Source organism: Brevundimonas sp. S1H14 (assembly GCF_047716865.1).
Classification (GTDB): Bacteria; Pseudomonadota; Alphaproteobacteria; order Caulobacterales; family Caulobacteraceae; genus Brevundimonas; species Brevundimonas naejangsanensis.
Genome location: NZ_CP136679.1, coordinates 200071 through 220046 on the forward strand (window position 1 = coordinate 200071; position 19976 = coordinate 220046).

A 19976-nucleotide genomic window follows, 5' to 3' on the forward strand; every position below is an offset into this window, starting at 1 on the left:
CTCAAATGCGTCCTCAGGCCCGCCTCAAGCTTTGCGCCTGAGGCGCCGCCTCAGGATACACCGTGGCCCGTTACGAGCCTAAGACCGCCGAACCCCGCCAACAGGCCCGATGGGCCGAGGCCGACGCCTTTTCGGTGTCCAACGCCGACACCGGCCGCCCGAAATACTACGTCCTGGAGATGTTCCCCTATCCGTCGGGCAACATCCACATGGGCCACGCCCGCAACTATGTGATGGGCGATGTGGTGGCGCGCTGGAAGCGGGCCAGCGGCTATGACGTGCTGCACCCGATGGGCTGGGACGCCTTCGGCATGCCGGCCGAGAACGCGGCGATGGAGCGCGGCGTCCACCCCGGCGACTGGACCTGGTCCAACATCGCGACGATGCGCGACCAGCTGAAGCTGCTGGGCCTGTCGCTGGACTGGAGCCGCGAGTTCGCTACCTGCGACCCCGAATACTATGGCAAGCAGCAGGAATGGTTCCTGGAGCTGTTCAAGCGGGGCCTGGTCTATCGCAAGGACGGCGTGGTCAACTGGGACCCGGTCGACAACACCGTCCTGGCCAATGAGCAGGTCATCGACGGGCGCGGCTGGCGCTCGGGCGCCGTGGTCGAGAAACGCAAGCTGAACCAGTGGTTCCTGCGCATTACTCAGTATGCGGACGATCTGATCGACGGCCTGGCCGAGCTTGAAGGCCGCTGGCCCGAGAAGGTCCGCCTGATGCAGGAAAACTGGATCGGCCGGTCCAAGGGCCTGCAGATGAAATGGGCCTGGGCGGGCGCCGCCCCGGCTGGTTTCGATGACGGACTGGAGATCTACACCACCCGCCCGGACACATTGTTCGGCGCCAGCTTCATGGGTCTGGCCCCCGATCATCCGATCTCGAAGCAACTGGCCGAGGCCGACCCCAAGGTCGCCGTCTTCGTCGCCGAATGCCGCAAGGGCGGCGCCAGCCAGGCCGACATCGAACAGGCCGAGAAGATCGGCTGGGATACGGGGCTGAAGGTCATCCACCCCTTCACCGGCGCCGAGGTTTCGGTCTGGATCGCCAACTTCATTCTGTCCGACTACGGAACAGGCGCCATCTTCGCCTGCCCGGCGCATGACCAGCGCGATCTGGACTTCGCCCGCAAATACGATCTGCCGGTGATCCCGGTCGTCCGCCCCGAAGGCGCGGGCGACGACTTCGCCGTGGCCGACGAGGCCTATACCGGCCCCGGCTCCATCTTCCATTCCGACTTCCTGAACGGTCTGGACATCGAGACCGCCAAGGCCGAGGCCATCCGCCGCATCGAGGCCGCCGGAACGGGCCAGGGCGCGACCATCTATCGCCTGCGCGACTGGGGCGTCAGCCGCCAGCGCTACTGGGGCTGCCCCATCCCGATCATCCACTGCGAGGCCTGCGGCGTCGTGCCGGTTCCGGCCGACCAGTTGCCGGTCGAACTGCCCAAGGACGTCACCTTCGACGTACCGGGCAACCCGCTGGACCGTCACCCGACGTGGAAACACGTCAACTGTCCGTCGTGCGGCGGCGGCGCCCGACGCGAGACGGACACGCTCGACACCTTCGTCGATTCCAGCTGGTATTTCGCCCGCTTCGCCGATCCCAAGGCGGCCGAGCCGATCAACAAGGCCGCCGCCGCCAAATGGCTGCCCGTCGATCAGTACATCGGCGGCGTCGAGCACGCCGTCCTGCACCTGCTCTACGCCCGCTTCATCACCCGCGCCCTGTCGGACGCCGGCCTGATGGACGTGAAGGAGCCGTTCGCTGGCCTCTTCACCCAAGGGATGGTGGTCCACGAGACCTATTTCGACGGCCATGAAGACAGCGGCAAGCCGCGCTGGGTCGAGCCGTCGGACGTGCGCATCGAAACCGTGGACGGCAAACGCGTCGCCACCCGCCTGTCCACCGGCGCCGCAGTTTCCATCGGCGACATCGAAAAGATGTCCAAGTCCAAGAAGAACGTGGTCGCGCCGCAGGACATCATCGCCGCCTATGGCGTCGACGCCGGCCGCCTGTTCATCCTGTCGGACAGCCCGCCCGAGCGTGATATCCAATGGTCGACGGGGGGCGTCGAGGGCGCCGCCCGCTTCGTCCAGCGCGTCTGGGGCGAATACGCCTCGTTCGACGCCGCCGCGCCCGCCAACGCCGATGTGGACGCCGCCCTGATCCGCGAGACGCACAAGGCCATCAAGGCCGTCAGCGAAGGCGTCGAACACTTCCGCTTCAACTCGGCCGTGGCCAAGCTCTACGCCTTCCTGGCGATCGTCCGACAACACGACAAGGCGGGCGCCGAGGCGAAGAAGACCGCCCTGTCCGCCCTGGCGCGGCTGATGGCCCCCTTCACCCCGCACCTAGCCGAGGAATGCTGGACCCAACTGGGCGAGGCCGGAATGGTTCTGGACGCGCCCTGGCCCGTCTATGACCCGGCCCTGGCCGCGGACGATCAAGTCACCCTGCCCGTCCAGATCGGCGGCAAGCGTCGCGGCGAGGTCGTCCTGCCGCGCGGTTCGGATAATGCGACGGTCGAGGCCGCCGCTCTCGCCAATCCGACGGTTCAGGCCTACCTTGCCGCCAACAACCTCAGCATCCGCAAGGTGGTCGTCGTGCCCGATCGTATCGTCAATCTGGTGGCCGGATGATGCCCGGCGGGCGTCGTCTCCTGCTGGCGCTGGTTGGCGCGGCTCTGCTATCCGGCTGCGGCTTCACGCCCCTGTATGGCGATGCAGGGGTCAGCAGCGCCCTGTCGCGCATCGCCGTAACGACGCCCGACGACCGGCTGGGCTATCGTCTGCGCGAACAACTGGAGGACGCCTTCGGGCGCGACGGCGCCCAGGCGCCGCTGTACCGTCTGGCGACCGAGGTCGAGCACAAACGCCGCCCGCTGGGCCGCCGCATCGACGACACGGCCAGCCGCTATGAACTGACGGTCAGGGCCGCCTGGTCCCTGACCCCCGTGGCGGGCGGCGAAACCCTCAAGGGCGTGCAGACCACCACCATCACCTACGCCGCCGCCGACCAGCCTTACGCCGCCATCGCCGCCCAGCAGGACGGCGAGGACCGCGCCGCCGCCGATCTGGCGCGCCTGATCCGCCTGGACATGATGCGCGTCCTGGCGGGGCGTTGAAGGCCGCCGCATGATCCTGTCCCGGCGGCCCGACGTCGACCGCTTCCTCAAGGCCCCGGACGCCGGCGTCCGCGCCGCCGTCATCCACGGCAAGGACCGCTCGGGCGTGACCGAACGCGCCCTGACGCTGTGCAGGACGATCACGCCGGATCTGAACGACCCCTTCAACGTCACCCTGCTGACCGAAGCCGACATCGACAGCGATCCTGTCCGGCTGGAAGAGGCCCTGACGGCGCTGAGCATGATCGGCGGGCGGCGTCTGGTGCGGGTGCGCATGGGCGACGCCAAGGGCGGCGTCGACAAGGCCGTGGCCGCCGCCCTGAGCGCCCACGCCGAGGGCGCCTACAACCCCGACGCCATGCTGGTGATCGAGGCCGGGGCGCTGGGTCGCGAATCCGCCCTGCGCAAGGCCGCCGAAAAGGCCCAGGGCGCGGTGGCCATCGCCTGTTATGAGGATGAGGTCGGCGACGTCGCCCGCATGACGCGCGAGGCCCTCGGCGCCGATAAGGTGGGCCTGACCTCGGACGCCCTGGACCGCTTCGTCGCCCGCCTGCCTCGCGAGCGCGGCCTGATGCGCCAGGAGATCGAACGGCTGATCCTCTACATCGGCCCCGGCTCGGGCCGAACCATCGACGTGGAGGAGCTGGACGCCCACCTCGGGGTCGAACCCGACGCCTCCCTGTCCGACGCCGCCTTACAGGCCTTCGGCGGCCGTCCCGCCCCCGCCCAGGCGGGACTACGCCGCGCCCTGGCCGAGGGCGAAAGCGCCGTCATGGCTGTGCGCATGACCTCGCTTCATCTCGGAAAGCTGCGCCGGATCAATATTCTGCAGGCCAACGGCGCCGGCGCCAAGGAAGCCGCCAAGGCCGCAGGCGTCTTCTGGAAACAGGAGGCGGAAATGCTGCGCCAGGCGCGCGGCTGGCGGCTCGAACTGCTCGACGAGGTGCAGGGCAGCGTCAACACCGCCGACGTCATGACCAAGACCACAGGCATGCCCGAGGCCCTGATCGCCGAACGCCTGCTGCTGGAGATCGCCGCCCGCGCCAAACGCATGGGGCTGTAACGCGCTCGCTCTCTCACATTTATGGGTCATGAGCGTCCCCCTATCATGAGGCCAGAAAGAGGCCTCAGTCCATGCATCAGCCGGTCCTCCCTAGGGCCCTTAGGGGCTACCGATCACGTCAGACACGCAGTATTGACAGAAACGTATATAAGCGTTTCCTATAGGGAGGATCGGTCCTCGATCATTGATCGGATCATCCGGCGCGCTCCCACCTGCTGGCGTGTCGGCCCCGCTCTCATCCCCGACTTGCCCGTCCCGGCTCAGCCCTGGACGGGCTTTTTTCGCTCAGTTGCTCAACCGCGCATCAGACGCCGGCACAGGTCGTCGAGTTGCTCCAGAGTGCCGTATTTGACGGTGATCTCGCCCTTGCCGTCCTTGTCGGCCAGCGACACCTTCAGACCCAGAGCGTCAGACAGATCCTGCTCCAGGGCGGCGATGTCGGCCGCGCCCTCCCCGTTCGGCATGGGCCGGGCCTTGGGCGTTTTCGGTCCCTCAGCCGAACGACGGGCCAGCGCCTCGGTCTGGCGAACGTTCAGGCCCTTGGCGATGACCTCAGCCGCCAGTTGTTCGGCGTTCGGCGCCGTGATCAGGGCACGCGCGTGGCCCGCCGACAACTCGCCGCGCACCACATGGTCGCGCACCGCCTCGGGCAGTTGCAGCAGGCGCAGGGTGTTGGCCACGTGGCTGCGACTCTTGCCCACGACCCCAGCCAAGGCGTCCTGGGTACGGCCGAAACGCTCCATCAGGACGGCGTAGGCGTTGGCCTCTTCCATCGGGTTCAGATCGGCGCGCTGGACGTTCTCGATGACGCCGACTTCCAGCACCTCGATGTCGTCCATCTCGCGCACGACGATCGGCACCTGAGTAAGGCGGGCGGCCTGGGCGGCGCGCCAGCGGCGTTCTCCGGCGATGATCTGCCACACGCCCGCTTCCCCCGGCTGCGACCGCACGAGGATGGGTTGCAGGACGCCCTTGTCGCGGATCGACGCCGTCAGCTCGTCCAGATCGGTCTTGGCGAAGATCTTGCGCGGTTGATCCGGGTTGGGTTTCAGCGCCTCGATCGGGGCGCGTTGCACGCCCGCGGGGGCCGGACCGGCCGCATCGACGGCGACCGCTTCCTGCGCGTTTTCACCCAAAAGCGCCGAGAGACCCCGGCCCAGACCACGCTGACGTTCGGACAAGATGCTGTTTCCGTTTACTTATCAGGTTAATCAGGCCGCGACAGCCTGACGACGTTGGCGCTCGCGCGCCACCAGTTCGCGCGCCAGCTTCAGATAGGCCTGACTGCCTGCGCACTTCAGATCATAGATCAGAGCCGGCTTGCCGAACGACGGCGCCTCGGACACCCGCACATTCCGGGGAATGACGCTGTCATAGACCTTGTCGCCGAAGTGGGCGCGTACATCGGCCGCCACCTGGCCCGACAGGGCGTTGCGGCGGTCATACATGGTCAGGACCAGACCCTGAATCTCCAACGCCGGGTTCAGGCTCTGACGCACCATGTCGATGGTCCGCATCAGCTGAGTCAGGCCTTCCAAAGCGAAGAATTCGCACTGCAGCGGCACCAGAACGGCGTCTGCCGCCGCCATGGCGTTCAACGTCAACAAGTTCAGCGACGGCGGGCAGTCGATCAGGACATAGTCATACCGGGAATGACCATTGCCCCCCTGCTTCGCCAGGGCGTCGCGCAGACGATAGGAGCGCCGATCCGCCTGGCTCAACTCGATTTCGACCCCCGACATGTCCGGGTCAGCGGCGACGATAAACAGCCCCGGCACGGCGGTCTCGATCGCCGCCTCATCGACCGGCCGTCCGTCGACGATGACGTCGTAGATGGTCACCCGTCGTGTTTCACGTGGAACACCCAGTCCGGTGGAGGCATTGCCCTGTGGGTCCATGTCCACGATCAGCACTTTCTCACCGATCGCAGCCAGAGCCGTGCCGAGGTTGATGGCGGTCGTGGTCTTGCCCACTCCGCCCTTCTGGTTTGAGACCGCCAGAACTCGGGTGTCACGAGAAGCAGACGACTTTACGGACTCAACGGACACGGCGAAGGCCCCCCAGTGAAACGATGCGGCCGCGCGGATCGCTGCGCGAGACGGTAAGCTCAGCTTCAAACTGCCAGACCCGACGGGCCTCTTTCAACTCAGCCTCGGCCTTCTCTCCCTTGAGGAACAGGCCTTTTGCACCGCGCTGGAAGTAGGGCTGTGCATAACCCAGTAGTTTCTCCATCGCCGCCACCGCTCGTGCTGTGACGACGTCGACCGTGATCGACTGTTCCTCCGCCCGCCCGTTGACCACGGTCGCGGGCAGGTCGAGCGCATCGACAATCGTCTGAAGGAAGCGGCAGCGCTTGCCAAGGCTGTCCACCAGCCAAACATGGGCCCCGGGCCGTCCCTTCAAAAGGATGGCCAGAACAACGCCGGGAAAACCGGCCCCCGCGCCCAGGTCGGCCCAGGTCTTCGCCTCCGGCGCCAGGTCCAGAAGCTGGGCGCTGTCCCAGGCGTGGCGGTTCCAGAAATCGGGAATGGTGTCCGGCCCGACTAGGTTCATCACCTCATTGGCCTCGGTCAGCATGGCCAGAAAGGTCGTCAGGTCGGCGATGTTGGCGTCACTGGCCCCAGTCTGGGCGCGAAAGGCGTCGATGGCGTCCGACATCAGGCGACGACCGCCGCGAGATCTGCTTCCACGCCCTTCACCTTCTTCACATGAGCCAAAAGCGCGGTCAGGGCGCCCGGCGTCATGCCTTCAATACGGCCAGCCTGCCCCAGCGTCAGGGGACGGATCATGGACAGCTTCTCGCGCACTTCGTTCGACAGAGCCCCGATGGCCGCGTAGTCGAGGTCAGCGGGCAAGGTCAGCCCCTCCTCCCGTCGCAACGCCTCGGCGTCCTGGGCCTGACGGTCCAGATAGCCGGCGTAGACGGCGTCGATCTCGACCTGTTCGCTCACCGCAGCGGACCAGTCTGCGATTTCGGGGCGGATCGCAATGAACTGATCCAGCGTCACGTTCGGGAAGGCCAGCAGGTCGCGGATCGAGCGACGCTGACCATCGGCGTTGACCGTGATGCCCAGCGCCCCCGCCTCCTTGGGCGTGAACAGCGTTTCACGTGAAACACGATTGGCTGCGTCCAGAAGATCCGCCTTCTCCAGCCAGACCTTCGCCCGCTCTGCGCCGACGATACCCGCTTCAATTCCGATCGGCGTCAGCCGCTGATCAGCGTTGTCGGCGCGCAGGGTCAGACGATACTCGGCACGGCTGGTGAACATGCGATAGGGTTCGGTAACGCCGCGCGTCACCAGGTCGTCGATCATCACGCCGATATAGGCCTGATCGCGGCCGAGGATCAGCGGATCAGAACCGGCGGCTGTGCGGGCGGCGTTCAGGCCGGCGATCAGCCCTTGCGCGCCCGCCTCCTCATAGCCGGTCGTACCGTTGATCTGGCCCGCCAGATACAGGCCGGGTCGCTTCTTGACCTCCAGCGCCGGTGTCAGCTCACGCGGATCGACATAGTCGTATTCGATGGCGTAGCCGAAACGGAAAACCTCGACCTTCTCCAGACCCGGCATGGTGTGAAGGAAGGCCAGCTGCGTCACATCGGACACCGAGGTCGAAATCCCGTTCGGATAGACGCTGGGATCATCCAGACCTTCCGGCTCCAGGAAGACCTGATGGCTGGTCTTGTCGGCGAACCGCACAACCTTGTCCTCGATCGAGGGGCAGTAGCGCGGGCCACGACCCGAAAGCCGCCCGCCATATACGGCGCTTTCGCCGAGGTTGTCGGCGATGATGCGATGCGTCTCTTCGGTCGTATGGGTGACGCCGCAGGCGATCTGCGGCACCTCGATACGGTCCGTCATGAAGCTGAAGGGCACGGGCTGGTCGTCTGCCGCCTGCATCTCCAGTCGGTCCCAGGCGATGGTGCGACCGTCCAGGCGCGCGGGCGTGCCGGTTTTCAGCCGACCCATCATTAGCTCCGCGGCATGCAGGTCGCCGGCCAGGCCCGTCGATGGATCCTCTCCATAGCGCCCGGCCGGGATGCGCAGATCGCCACGATGGATGACGCCGTTGAGGAAGGTGCCGGTCGTCAACACGACTGCCCCGGCACGGATCGCTTCCCCTGCCCCGGTCTTCACGCCGACGACGCGATCGCCGTTCAGTATCAGGCCCTCAGCCGTGCCCGCCATCAGGGTCAGGTTTGAATAGTCCGCCAATTCGGTCTGCATGGCCTCGCGATACAGACGGCGGTCAATCTGGCTGCGCGGGCCGCGCACTGCGGCGCCCTTGGAGCGGTTCAGCATGCGGAACTGGATGCCCGAGACATCGGCCAGACGGCCCATGACGCCGTCCAGGGCGTCGATCTCGCGCACCAGATGGCCTTTGCCTAGGCCGCCGATGGCCGGGTTGCAGCTCATCTCGCCGATGGTCTCCAGCTTCTGGGTCAGAAGCAGGGTGCGGGCGCCCGCGCGCGCGGCGGCCGTCGCGGCCTCGCAACCGGCGTGGCCGCCGCCGATGACGACGACATCAAAGGTATGATCGGGGATCGAACTCATGGCGTCCACATAGTCCATCCGGGCCGGAATCGCCACCGGCTCGAGAACGGTTGTTTCACGTGAAACAGGTGAAAGCCCGGCCTATTTGCCGATGCAGAAGGAGGAAAAGACCTCGCCCAGGATATCCTCGACACCGATGGCGCCGGTGACACGAGCCAGGGAGTCGGCGGCTCGGCGTAGATCATCGCCCGCCATCTCCGGCGCCAGATCTAGCGCACGGCGACCGGCCTCGACGGCGGCCAAGGCCTCGGCCAGACGGCGACGGTGGCGCTCACGTGTCACTGCCGGGAAGTCGGCGCCGGACAGGTCTCGCGCCAGGCGAGCGGCGATCCAGTCATGCAGTTCAGACAGCCCCTGCCCCGTCATCGTGCTGACGCTCAAGGCTTCGAGATCCGGCGCCGACTCCACCGCGCCCCGGTCAGCCTTGTTCAGCACCTGAAGATCGGCCGGACGCACGAAGGCTGCGGCGGGGTCCTCGGCCCCGTCGATGGAGGGCGAGCGGACCCACAGACGTAGGTCGGCGCCCTCGGCGCGGACACGGGCGCGGCGGATGCCCTCGGCCTCGACCGGATCCTCGCTGTCGCGCAAACCGGCCGTGTCTGACAGGGTGACGGCGTAACCGCCGATCATGATGTCTGCATCCAGCACGTCGCGCGTCGTTCCAGCGATCGGCGTGACGATGGCCGCCTCGCGCGCGACAAGAGCGTTGAACAGCGACGACTTGCCGGCGTTTGTCTCGCCGATCAGGACGATGCGATAGCCCTCGCGCACCCGCCGCCCGCGATCAGAATCGGCCAGCGCCGCGCAAAGATCGGCTGCCAAGGCGTCCAGCACCGGCCCCGCGGTGCGCGCCAGATTGTCAGGCACTTCCTCGTCGGGAAAGTCGATCTCGGCCTCGACCAGGGACAGGGCCTTCAACAGGTCGCGGCGAAATCCGGCGTAGGCCGCGGACAGGGCGCCGTCGAGTTGGCCCAGGGCCTGAGATTTCTGGGCTTCGGTTTCAGCGTCGATGAGGTCGGCGACGGCCTCGGCCTGGGCCAGGTCCATGCGCCCGTTCTGGAAGGCTCGGCGGGTAAATTCGCCCGGGTCCGCCGGACGCAAGCCGAGGGCGATCAGGGCGGTGCTGGCCGCCTCGACCACGGCGCGGCCGCCGTGCAGGTGCAGTTCGGCCGAGTCCTCGCCCGTGTAGGAACGCGGGGCGATGAAGCGCAACACCAGGGCTTCGTCAATCAAGCGGCCGTCGTGGCGCAGGCTGCGCACCGAGGCCAGACGCGGGGCAAGCCCCCCTGCCCCCAGCGCCGTCAAAGCCGTCTCCGTGGCCGGTCCTGACAGTCGAAGCACCGCGATGGCGCCCCGCCCCGGCGGGGTGGCTAGGGCAAAAATAGTGTCGCTCACGTCGTCAGGCCCACGTCGTCAGAGTCAGGGCTTGGCCGCGCCCGTGACGGCGGCTTCCATCAGGCGGCGGAACTGGTCCTGGGCCTGAACGCCGAAGCTGGTCCAGGTCTTCATCAGTTCGTCGGGCTGCATGGCGGCCATGTTGGCGTCCATGCGCTTCTGCATCTCGGCCACCAGATGATCGTTGAGCGGCGTCACGTCCGGCAGACCCAGAAAGGCGCGGGCCTCCGCCGGGGTGCAGTCGATTTCGATGTTCAGCTTCATAACGCCCTCACTTGTTTCACGTGAAACACGCCCTCAAGCAGCCGCCCGCCGCGCGGGCGGCGCTAGGGCAGGAATTATGTGTTCATCGACTGGAAGAAGTCGCCGTTGTTCTTGGACTGGCGCAGTTTGTCGAGCAGGAACTCGATCGCGTCCTGCGGGCCCATCGGGTTGAGGATGCGGCGCAGGACATAGGTCTTGGCCAGCTGGTCCTTCGGCGTGATGAGGTCTTCCTTGCGGGTGCCGGACTTGAGCACGTCGATGGCCGGGAAGATGCGCTTGTCGGCAACCTTGCGGTCCAGGACGATTTCCGAGTTGCCGGTACCCTTGAACTCTTCGAAGATCACCTCGTCCATGCGGCTGCCCGTGTCGATCAGGGCCGTGGCGATGATGGTTAGCGAGCCGCCCTGCTCCACGTTGCGCGCGGCGCCGAAGAAGCGCTTGGGCCGCTGCAGGGCGTTGGCGTCGACGCCGCCGGTCAGCACCTTGCCCGACGACGGGACCGTGGCGTTGTAGGCGCGGCCCAGACGGGTGATGGAGTCCAGCAGGATCACCACATCCTTCTTGTGCTCGACCAGGCGTTTGGCCTTTTCGATCACCATTTCGGCCACGGCGACGTGGCGCGAGGCGGGCTCGTCGAAGGTCGATGCGACGACCTCGCCCTTCACCGTGCGTTGCATGTCGGTGACTTCTTCGGGGCGTTCGTCGATCAGCAGGACGATCAGGAAGACTTCCGGGTGATTGCGCTCGATCGACTTGGCGATGTTCTGCAGCATCACCGTCTTGCCGACGCGCGGCGGGGCGACGATCAGGCAGCGCTGGCCCTTGCCGAGCGGGGCGACGATGTCGATGACCCGGCCCGAGCGGTCTTTCAGCGTCGGGTCCTGGATTTCCATATGCAGGCGCTCTTCGGGATAGAGCGGCGTCAGGTTGTCGAACAGGACCTTGGTCTTGACCATCTCCGGATCTTCGAAGTTGATCGTGTCGACCTTCAGCAGGGCGAAGTAGCGCTCGCCCTCGCGCGGGCCGCGCACCGCGCCGTGCACCGTGTCGCCCGAACGCAGGCCGAAGCGGCGAATCTGCGACGGCGAGACATAGACGTCGTCCGGACCCGGCAAGTAGTTGGCGTCGGGGCTACGCAGGAAGCCGAAGCCGTCTGGCAGGATCTCCAGCACGCCCGAGGCGATGATCTCGACCTCTTCGTCGGCCAGGGTCTTCAGGATGGCGAACAGCAGGTCCTGCTTGCGCAGATTGCCGGCGTTCTCAATGTCCAGACCCTCGGCGAAGGCGACCAGATCTTCCGGCGTCTTCTCGTTCAGTTCCTGAAGCGTGATGCGGCCGTTGGGAACGATGGGCTCGCCGTCGTCGTCCTCATCGTCATCTTCCGCCGTGGTGTCGACGCCGTGATCGTCATCGTCGGAGGCGGGGTGAACGGCGACTTCAGGCTCGGCCTCCTCGACCGGCGCCGCCGTGCGGCTGCCGCCCAGGCTCAGAGTGCGACGCGGCCGCTCAACAGGCGTTTCCACTGCGTTTTCAGCGACTTCGGTTTCCGGCGTGTCAGGCGTATCGGTCATGATGGCGTGCTCGTTCGCGCGCCCGGACGCGGCAAGGCGGCCAGGGGCAGAAAGGTCGTAATGGCTTCAGCCGCAGGGGCTGGGAGGGAGGGCGACGGGCTCCCGCAGGTTCAAACCGGCAGGCATCGCAAAAAGAGAGGGACCGCGCTGCACGGATCGGCCGCACGGTTCACCGAAGCGGAACCACGAAAGACCCGCACGGGTCAAGCGAAAGAAGAAGGCGCCCCCTATCGCCCTCAAACAGCGAGCGACCGCGTCGCTCGCGTTAGGGCCTCTAGAACGTCCACTCCATCGTCACCGACAGCACCATGATGATGGCCAGAACGAAAGGAATCTCATTGGTCATGCGCCAGAAACGACCGGAGTATTTCGACGTGCCCGCCGCGATCTTCTTGCGCTGCCCCGCCAGAAAGCCGTGCCAACCGGCCAGCAGGAAGACGCCGATCAGCTTGGTCATCATCCACGGCTGATGGGCGAAGGACCAGTCGGCGCCGTCGCCGCTGCGCAGCCACAGCAGCCAGCCGCCGAAAACGAAGGCCAGGATCATGGCCGGGTTGATGATGATGCGCAGCAGCCGCGTTTGCCAAACGCGCAACAGCGCCTGCATCTCGCTGCGCAGGGGTTCAGGCTTGGCGTTCTGCTCGGCGTCATAGGCGAACAGACGCGGCAGGAAGAGCATTCCGGCCATCCAGGCGATCACCGCGAGAATGTGAAGCCCGCGGGCCAGGTTATAATAGTCCATGTCGATCCCCTCAGGCCGCCCTGGAGCCCTTTGAACAGCCGGACGGGCAGGCTTTCAAGTGGGCGCATGGTCCATCTAGAGAAGCGCCCTGCGGCGCCGTCCCCGACGTCTCCAGCGCCCGCCCGACCGCATCGGCCAGGGCGGTGATGAAAACCGGGTCGGCGCTGACCGTCGGCGCGCGCAGATAAGGGGCGCAACCGACCTTATGGGCCAGTTCGCCGTATTCCATGTCCAGTTCGACCAGGGTCTCGATGTGTTCTGAGACGAAGGCGATCGGCACCACCAGCGCGCCCACGCCATCTCTGGCCGCCTGTTCGATGGCGTCAGGGGTGGCGGGGCCCAGCCATTTCAGCGGACCGACCCGGCTCTGGTAGCAGATGGCCCAATCGGTCAGGCCCATGCGCTCGACCACGGCGGCCACGGTCGCCTCGACCTGGGCCTGATAGGGATCGCCGGCCGCGACCAGTTTCTCGGGGATGCCGTGGGCCGAAAACAGCACCCGAACCGGCTTGCCTTGCGCCTTGTCCAACGTCTGCTGGATCAGGCGGACCTGGGCCTCGATCAGTCCCTTCGCGTCGGGATAGCAGCAGACGACATGGGTTTCGCCGGGGCCGTCGTAGCACTCGGTCCACTTTTTCAGCGACGAGGCCGTCGTAGTGGTCGAGAACTGCGGATAGAGGGGCAGAAGGATGATCTGGTCGGGCTGGAAGGCCTTGACCGCCGCCGCCGTCTCTTCCGTCAGGGGATGCCAGTATCGCATGGCGATGAAGACCCGGCTGTCGTCGCCCGGCGAAGCGTTCGCCAGGGCGCGCGACAGGGCCTCGGCCTGTTTCTGCGTCTCGGGCAACAAGGGCGAGCCGCCGCCCATCAGGGCGTAGTTGGCCTGGGCTGAAGTCTCGCGACGGCTGGAGATCAGCTTGGCCAGCGGCGTGCGGAAAATCCCCGGCAGGCCGATGATGGCCGGATCGTTGAAGAGGTTGAACAGGAAGGGTTTGACCGCTTCCGGACGATCAGGACCGCCCAGATTTGTCAGGACGACCGCCACGCGCCGGTTGGGTCGTCCCTCGTCGTTCGTGGCGGTCCCGGTCATTGGGCGCCGATCCGCTTCAGAACCTGCTCGACATGGGCGATCGGCACGTCCGGCAGGATGCCGTGGCCCAGGTTGAAGATCCACGGCCCCTGGCCCCAGGCCTCCATCAGCTGATCGACGCGGCGGTCCAGCGCCTCGCCGCCTGCGCGCAGCAGCAGAGGGTCCAGCGCGCCCTGGATGGGTTTGATCTTCTGCACGCGCTGGCCGACTTCCAGCGGACAGGCGGTGTCCAGCGCCACGCCCTGCACCTCGCATTCGCGCGCATAGCGTTCAGCCAGGGCCGCCGAGCCTCTCGGGAAGCCGATCAGGGGCACGGTGACGCCCAGTTCGCGGGCGCGGGCCACCAGCTTCTGATGCGGCTTCAGCACCAGACTTTCGAACAGATCGTCGGGAAGGCCCTCGGCCCAGCTCTCGAAGATCTTCAGCACCTGGGCGCCGGCGTCCTGCTGCATCTTCAGATAGTGGGCGGTGGCTTCCACCAGCACGTCCAGCAGGCCATACACGATCTCGGGCTGGGTATAAGCGTAGGTCCGCGCCAGACCGCGCTCGCCCTTGCCCATCGTCCGGTGCTCGCCGTCCAGCATATAGGTGGCCACGGTCCACGGCGCGCCCGCAAAGCCGATCAGGGCGCGTTCAGGCTCCAGTTCCACACGCACCAGGCTGAGCGTCTGGCCGACGGCCTTGAGGGCTTCACCAGCCTGCTGAGCCTTGTCGGCCATCGACTGCACCGACGGCAGGGCGCCCAGACGCGGCCCCTCCCCCGCTTCGAACCACACCTTCTGTCCCAGGGCGCCGGGGATCAGCAGGATGTCGGCGAAGACGATGGCGGCGTCGAAGCCGAACCGGCGCATCGGCTGCAGGGTCGCCTCGGCCGCCATCTCAGGGTTCAGGCAGAAGGCGATGAAGTTCGGCGCCTGGGCCCGCAAGGCCCGGTACTCCGGCAGGTAGCGCCCAGCTTGACGCATGAACCACACGGGCGGGCGGGAAAGGGTTTGGCCCTGGAGAGCCTGGATCAGAAGGGGCGTGCTCATGTCTTGGGCTTTAGGATGCACACCCCCAAGCCTCAATCCCTATTCAGATTTAAGAATTGAAAGAATTAGAGGTTGGAAGCAGGGCCGGGGAGCGCGGGGATAACCCTGGCCCGTCCCGGTCGGACTCCCTCTTGTCCCCGTTTCGCGGCGAACGAATCCGCGCACTCGCCAGCGGGGGTGTGAGTCATGGGGATAAGCCGTGAAACACCCGCGGGACTCGGGTTTGCCTCTGGGCGCCGTTGTGGGTGAATCCACGGGCGCCGAATTTGGACAGGCGCTCCTGCCCACAGCATGGGATGAAACCTCGGCGCCCAGGCGGACGACTCCGGCGCCGATCATGGCAACGGCGCCCGCGATCCCCGCTCGCGACCGACGACGGGGCTTGCTACAGGATTCGGCGCCCGGTCTTTCACGAACGGCGCCCCGGCTTTTCAACAGGGCGCGGGGATGATCCGACCGTCGCCCAGAAGGAGACGCCGTCCTCATGAGCCCTGCCCGTCCTCCCGGCGCTTCGCGTCTGGCCACCTATTTTCATGTTCATCTCGTCTCGGATTCGACAGGCGAGACCTTGAACGCGATGGCCAAGGCTGTGATCGCCCGGTTCGACGGCGTCATTCCCATCGAGCACATCTACGCCCTGGTGCGGTCCAACAAGCAGATGGAGCGGGTGCTGGAAGAAATTGCCGCGGCGCCTGGCGTGGTTCTGCATACGCTGGTCGATCGGGAGCTGCGCGAGCAACTGGAGGAAGGCTGCCGTCAGCTGCAGATGCCGCAGATTGGGGCGCTGGACCCGCTGGTCGGCGCCCTATCGCGCTATCTGGGGGCGGATGTTTCGGCGCGGGTGGGCGCCCAGCACGCCCTGGATACCGGCTATTTCAACCGGATGAGTGCGCTGGACTACGCCATCGCCCACGATGACGGGCAAGGAACGCTGGAGCAGCTGGAACAGGCCGATGTCGTCCTGTGCGGCGTCAGCCGGACGTCCAAGACGCCGACCTGCATCTATCTGGCTCACCGGGGCATCAGGGCGGCCAATGTGCCGCTGGTTCCGGGTCAGGAAGACGGCGAGCGGCTGACGGCGCTGAAGAATCCTCTGGTGGTCGGCCTGACCGTCTCGCCGGACCGTCTCGTGCAGATCCGCCGCAATCGCCTGGATGGGCTGAACGCAGGCCACGCCTCGGCCTATGTCGACCATGACTCCGTTCGCGAAGAGACCATCAAGGCGCGTCGCGCCTTCGAACGGCGCGGCTGGCCGACCATCGACGTGACCCGTCGCTCGGTTGAGGAGACGGCCGCCGCCATCATCAACCTGTTGAGCGAGCGGCGCAGCCGCAGGCTGGGAGCGCCGATGTGACCGAGGCCCCTAACGAACGGTTGATCCTGGCCTCCAAGAGCGCCGCCCGACGCGCCATGCTGGAAAACGCTGGCGTGCCCTTCGTCGTCCAGGTCGCTGATGTGGACGAAGACGCGCTGAAGACGCCGGGCGTCGATCCGGCTGAGCTGGCGGTGGAACTGGCCCGGGCCAAGGCGCTGGCGGTGTCGCGTCATGATCCTGAGGCCTGGGTGCTGGGGGCGGACCAGACTTTGGCTTTTGACGGCGGGCTGGTGTCCAAGGCGCCGACCTTGGGTGCGGCGCGCGCGCGCCTGGCGGCCATGCGGGGCCGCTCGCATCAGTTGCATTCAGGCGCGGCGCTCGCGCACAAGGGCCAGGTGGTGTGGAGCGGGCTGGATACAGCCGAAATGAAGGTCCGCGCCTTCTCCGACGCCTTTCTGGACGCCTATCTGGTGGTGGAAGGCGAAGGCCTGCTGGCCTGCGTCGGCTCCTACCGGCTTGAGGGGATGGGGGCGCAACTTTTCGACGCCGTGCACGGCGACTATTTCACTGTTCTCGGATTGCCGTTATGGCCCGTCCTCACAGAGTTGAGGCGTGCGGGGGTTATTGCGTCATGAAGATAGAAACGGAACCGGCGATCTGTCAGGCGCGCATCACGGGGCGGGTCCGTCTGGGCGGGGTCGCCGGCAATCCGATCGGCCATTCTCTGAGCCCGATCCTGCATAACGCCTGGCTTGAGGCGGGGGCGGTCGACGGCTCCTATGTCGCTTTTCAGCCGAAGGACCCCAATGGTTTCCGCACCCTGGTCGCCGCTGGGCGGGCGGGCCTGATCCACGGACTCAACGTCACGGCGCCGTTCAAGGAGCAGGCCTTCGCCCTGGCTGACGACATCGCCCCGGCGGCCAAGGCGACCGGTTCAGCCAATATCCTGGTGTTTGATAACGGCCGGGTCCGGGCCGACAGCGCCGATGGGGCCGGCGTGCTTTACGCCCTGGCGGAACAGGCGCCGTCGTTTGATCTGAAGGGGGCCCATGTCGTCATGCTGGGCGCGGGCGGCGCCGCCCGCGCGGTCGCGGGCGCCCTGGTCGAGGCCGGGGCGAGCCTGTCGATCCTGAATCGCACGCGCAGCCGCGCCGAGGCTCTGGCCGCCGACCTGGGCGCCGGGGTGGCTGTGGCTGAGGACGAGGGCGCGCTGGCCGACGCCGATCTGGTCATCAACGCCCTGAGCGCGCCGCCGAGCATAGACCTCGGTGTCTTGAAGGCCGACGCGGTCGTCATGGATATGACCTATAAGCCGGTGCTCACGCCCTTTTTGGCTGCGGCTCAGGCGCGAGGGCTGATCGCCGTCGATGGCCTGGCCATGCTGATCGGTCAGGCGGGACCGTCGTTTGAGGCTATTTTCGGCGTCCCGCCCCCGCCGCTGGATCTGCGCGCCGTGGCTATGGCCCATTTGGCGAGCGCGACGGACATGGACGCCGCCGCATGATCATTCTGGGGCTGACCGGCTCCATAGGCATGGGAAAGTCCACGACGGCGAAGATGTTCGCCGAGGAAGGCGCGGTGGTCTGGGACGCCGACGCCGCCGTTCATCGGCTCTATGGAACGGGCGGAGCAGCCGTGGCGCCGCTGGAACAGAGCTTTCCCGGCGTGATCGTGGACGGCGTCGTAGATCGAGGTCGCCTGGCTGAGGTTCTGGGGCGCGACGAGACCGCTTTTCAGCGACTGGAAGCCATCGTCCATCCCCTGGTCGCGATGGATCGCGCACAGGCGCTGAAGGCGGCGGAGGCTCAGGGCTCGTCGTTTGCGGTCGTGGACATTCCCTTGCTGTTCGAGACGGGCGGCGACGCCGCTGTCGACGCCGTGGTGGTGGTCACCGCCGAACCCGAGGTGCAGGCCCGGCGCGTCCTGGCCCGCCCCGGCATGACGCGCGAGCGCTTCGACGGCATTCTGTCGCGCCAGACGCCGGACGCCGAAAAACGCGCGCGCGCCGACTTTCTCATCGACACGGGGCAAGGGCTGGAAGCGGCGCGCGATCAGGTGCGCCGGATCGTGGGGACAGTGCTGTCGCCGTCGTGGACGCCGCCGCGCGGCGCTCTTTCGTTCAGGAGCGAACCCCGGCATTAAGGGACATGGCCCGCGAAATCGTCCTTGATACTGAAACCACCGGCTTTGATCCCAAGACCGGCGACCGGCTGATCGAGGTGGGCTGTATCGAGATCGAGGATCTGCTGCCGACGGGCCGGACCTTTCACCGCTTCATCAACCCCGAACGGTTGATCCCGCCGGACGCCATCAAGGTGCACGGCATCACCGACGACAAGGTGAAGGACGCGCCCAAATTTCATGAGGTCGTCGATGACCTGATGGAGTTCCTGGGCGATGCGCCCCTGATCGCGCACAACGCCAACTTCGACCGCAACTTCATCGACTTCGAGATCGGCCGCATCGGCCGCAAGCCGCCGCCGCAGGACCGTTGGATCGACACCCTGGCCCTGGCCCAGAAGCGGTTCCCGGGCATGGCCAACTCGCTGGACGCCCTGTGCAAGCGCTACAAGATCAGCCTAGTCGAGCGCACCCTGCACGGCGCCCTGATCGACGCCCGCCTGCTGGCCGAGGTCTATCTGGAGCTGCGCGGCGGCAAGGAGCGGGCGCTGGACCTGACCTCGACGCGCGGCGGTCCTGCGGAGACCGCGGTGCGCGCCGCCTATGGCGCCCGGCCGCGCCCCCTGCCCTCCTTCGTCACGGCCGAGGAAGAGGCGGCCCACCTGGCCTTCCTCAAGTCGACGATCAAGGATTTCAGCCTGTGGGCGGCCTATGGCGTGACGGTCGAGGCTGAGGCTGAAGAAGCCGCTTGATCAGCGGATTCCGCCAGGACGGGCTTCATCAGAATATAGGTTCCGGGCCTGGTCCGGCGGGCGTCGATCTGGGGAACCAGGCGGCGGAAATGTTCGCTGGCGCAATGGGCGTCGAGCGCGGCCTGATCGGGCCATTCCTCGATGAAGATGAAGTGTCCCGGCTGGTTGTGATCCTCGAACAGATCATAGGCCAGGCACAGCGGCTCCCGCCGCGTCAGCCGCACCAGCTCGGCGTAGAGAGGCCGCACCGTCTCGATAAGTTCAGGCTTGATGAAATCCTCGGCGATGACCTTGAGCATCAACCCATCCCTGAAAAGAAAGGGGCGCCCCTTAGGACGCCCCTTCCACATAAAATGTCGCTCAAGCAGCAAGACGCCGTGCGTCCTGCGTTAGCGACCCAAGCGTCAAGCCTGGCCGGTTTCGGCCGGGGCGCCGGCGATCTGTTGCTGGCGGGCGATGTAGATGGCGGCGAAGTCGATCGGGTCGACCATGAAGGGCGGGTAGAAGCCCCCGTCGGCCGTCGCCTGAGCGATGATCTGGCGCGCGAAGGGGAAGAGGTAGCGCGGGCATTCGATCAGCAGCAGGGGCTCGATGTCCTGGGGCTGGACGCCCTGCAGGGCGAACAGGCCGCCATAGAGCAGTTCCACGTGAAACACCGGCGACTTGTCGTCGGCCGTGGCCTTGATCGACAGCTTCAGGTCGACTTCGAACAGGCCGTCGGGGCGGCCCTGGGCGTTCATCTCGACGCCCATGTCGATGGCGGGCTTGCCGTCGATGCGCAGGCTGTCCGGCGCCTTGGGGTTCTCGAACGACAGGTCGCGGACGTACTGGGCCAGGATGCGGAAGCCGGGGCCTTGCGGCTGGCCGTCCTGCGGCTGGGCTTGGTCGGGCGTCTGGCCGTTGGCGTCGGCGGGCGGCGTGGCGTCGGTCATGGGTATGGAAACCGTCTTGC

20 protein-coding genes are annotated in these 19976 nt (G+C 66.6%); 8 read left to right on the top strand and 12 right to left on the bottom strand.

Annotation, left to right across the window (positions count from 1 at the left end):
* Nucleotides 1–62: 62 nt before the first annotated feature.
* From leuS to holA, 3 genes are read left to right on the top strand one after another with little or no spacing between them, the layout of a single operon-like run.
* Nucleotides 63–2642 (top strand): leucine--tRNA ligase, encoded by a 2580-nt coding sequence (gene leuS, locus RSD66_RS00940; protein WP_415288665.1) that lies wholly within the window; start codon nucleotides 63–65, stop codon nucleotides 2640–2642.
* A complete protein-coding gene (lptE, locus tag RSD66_RS00945) occupies nucleotides 2639–3127 on the top strand; it encodes an LPS assembly lipoprotein LptE (RefSeq protein WP_415288666.1) in 489 nt (162 codons plus the stop codon). Before leuS ends, lptE begins: the two co-directional genes overlap by 4 nt.
* A gap of 10 nt (nucleotides 3128–3137) precedes the next feature.
* The gene (gene holA, locus RSD66_RS00950) at nucleotides 3138–4190 is read left to right on the top strand and encodes a DNA polymerase III subunit delta (RefSeq protein ID WP_415288667.1); all 1053 of its coding nucleotides are present in this window, start codon (nucleotides 3138–3140) and stop codon (nucleotides 4188–4190) included.
* A 293-nt stretch (nucleotides 4191–4483) separates the two neighbouring features.
* On the opposite strand, the gene RSD66_RS00955 is transcribed toward holA, so the two are convergent.
* From RSD66_RS00955 to hemE, 10 genes are all read right to left on the bottom strand, one after another.
* The gene (locus RSD66_RS00955) at nucleotides 4484–5371 is read right to left on the bottom strand and encodes a ParB/RepB/Spo0J family partition protein (protein WP_415288668.1); all 888 of its coding nucleotides are present in this window, start codon (nucleotides 5369–5371) and stop codon (nucleotides 4484–4486) included.
* Nucleotides 5372–5401: 30 nt separating this feature from the next.
* Complete coding sequence (locus RSD66_RS00960) at nucleotides 5402–6238, bottom strand: ParA family protein (protein ID WP_119413173.1); 837 nt, start codon at nucleotides 6236–6238, stop codon at nucleotides 5402–5404.
* Nucleotides 6228–6848 (bottom strand): 16S rRNA (guanine(527)-N(7))-methyltransferase RsmG, encoded by a 621-nt coding sequence (gene rsmG, locus RSD66_RS00965; protein ID WP_119413174.1) that lies wholly within the window; start codon nucleotides 6846–6848, stop codon nucleotides 6228–6230. Before rsmG ends, RSD66_RS00960 begins: the two co-directional genes overlap by 11 nt.
* A complete protein-coding gene (gene mnmG / locus RSD66_RS00970) occupies nucleotides 6848–8761 on the bottom strand; it encodes a tRNA uridine-5-carboxymethylaminomethyl(34) synthesis enzyme MnmG (RefSeq protein WP_415289614.1) in 1914 nt (637 codons plus the stop codon). The genes rsmG and mnmG overlap by 1 nt, the downstream gene beginning before the upstream one ends.
* A 63-nt stretch (nucleotides 8762–8824) precedes the next feature.
* Nucleotides 8825–10138: a tRNA uridine-5-carboxymethylaminomethyl(34) synthesis GTPase MnmE gene (gene mnmE, locus RSD66_RS00975; protein ID WP_415288669.1), complete on the bottom strand. Its 1314-nt coding sequence runs from the start codon at nucleotides 10136–10138 to the stop codon at nucleotides 8825–8827.
* 24 nt (nucleotides 10139–10162) lie between these two features.
* Nucleotides 10163–10402 (bottom strand): DUF6489 family protein, encoded by a 240-nt coding sequence (locus tag RSD66_RS00980; RefSeq protein ID WP_003166554.1) that lies wholly within the window; start codon nucleotides 10400–10402, stop codon nucleotides 10163–10165.
* Nucleotides 10403–10476: 74 nt separating this feature from the next.
* Nucleotides 10477–11973 (bottom strand): transcription termination factor Rho, encoded by a 1497-nt coding sequence (rho, locus tag RSD66_RS00985; protein ID WP_346524493.1) that lies wholly within the window; start codon nucleotides 11971–11973, stop codon nucleotides 10477–10479.
* Between the two features lie 274 nt (nucleotides 11974–12247).
* Nucleotides 12248–12715 (bottom strand): CopD family protein, encoded by a 468-nt coding sequence (locus RSD66_RS00990; protein ID WP_415288670.1) that lies wholly within the window; start codon nucleotides 12713–12715, stop codon nucleotides 12248–12250.
* 10 nt (nucleotides 12716–12725) lie between these two features.
* Complete coding sequence (gene hemH, locus RSD66_RS00995) at nucleotides 12726–13805, bottom strand: ferrochelatase (protein WP_415288671.1); 1080 nt, start codon at nucleotides 13803–13805, stop codon at nucleotides 12726–12728.
* Nucleotides 13802–14836 (bottom strand): uroporphyrinogen decarboxylase, encoded by a 1035-nt coding sequence (gene hemE, locus RSD66_RS01000; protein WP_415288672.1) that lies wholly within the window; start codon nucleotides 14834–14836, stop codon nucleotides 13802–13804. Before hemE ends, hemH begins: the two co-directional genes overlap by 4 nt.
* A 484-nt stretch (nucleotides 14837–15320) precedes the next feature.
* Between hemE and RSD66_RS01005 the strand changes: the two genes are divergently transcribed.
* The 5 genes from RSD66_RS01005 to dnaQ are packed head-to-tail and all read left to right on the top strand — an operon-like array spanning nucleotide 15321 to nucleotide 19024.
* Nucleotides 15321–16190 (top strand): pyruvate, water dikinase regulatory protein, encoded by an 870-nt coding sequence (locus tag RSD66_RS01005; RefSeq protein ID WP_024354353.1) that lies wholly within the window; start codon nucleotides 15321–15323, stop codon nucleotides 16188–16190.
* Nucleotides 16187–16786, top strand: a complete 600-nt coding sequence (locus RSD66_RS01010) for a Maf family protein (RefSeq protein ID WP_415288673.1) — start codon at nucleotides 16187–16189, stop codon at nucleotides 16784–16786. The genes RSD66_RS01005 and RSD66_RS01010 overlap by 4 nt, the downstream gene beginning before the upstream one ends.
* Nucleotides 16783–17655, top strand: a complete 873-nt coding sequence (gene aroE, locus RSD66_RS01015) for a shikimate dehydrogenase (protein ID WP_415288674.1) — start codon at nucleotides 16783–16785, stop codon at nucleotides 17653–17655. Before RSD66_RS01010 ends, aroE begins: the two co-directional genes overlap by 4 nt.
* Nucleotides 17652–18293, top strand: a complete 642-nt coding sequence (coaE, locus tag RSD66_RS01020) for a dephospho-CoA kinase (RefSeq protein WP_415288675.1) — start codon at nucleotides 17652–17654, stop codon at nucleotides 18291–18293. Before aroE ends, coaE begins: the two co-directional genes overlap by 4 nt.
* Nucleotides 18294–18298: 5 nt before the next feature.
* Entirely contained in the window at nucleotides 18299–19024 is a 726-nt protein-coding gene (gene dnaQ / locus RSD66_RS01025; protein ID WP_119413184.1) for a DNA polymerase III subunit epsilon, read from the top strand.
* Here the strand turns inward: dnaQ and RSD66_RS01030 are convergent.
* Entirely contained in the window at nucleotides 18982–19323 is a 342-nt protein-coding gene (locus tag RSD66_RS01030; protein ID WP_119413185.1) for a putative quinol monooxygenase, read from the bottom strand. The genes dnaQ and RSD66_RS01030 overlap by 43 nt on opposite strands.
* Before the next feature lie 105 nt (nucleotides 19324–19428).
* A complete protein-coding gene (gene secB / locus RSD66_RS01035) occupies nucleotides 19429–19956 on the bottom strand; it encodes a protein-export chaperone SecB (RefSeq protein ID WP_119413186.1) in 528 nt (175 codons plus the stop codon).
* Nucleotides 19957–19976 lie beyond the last annotated feature (20 nt).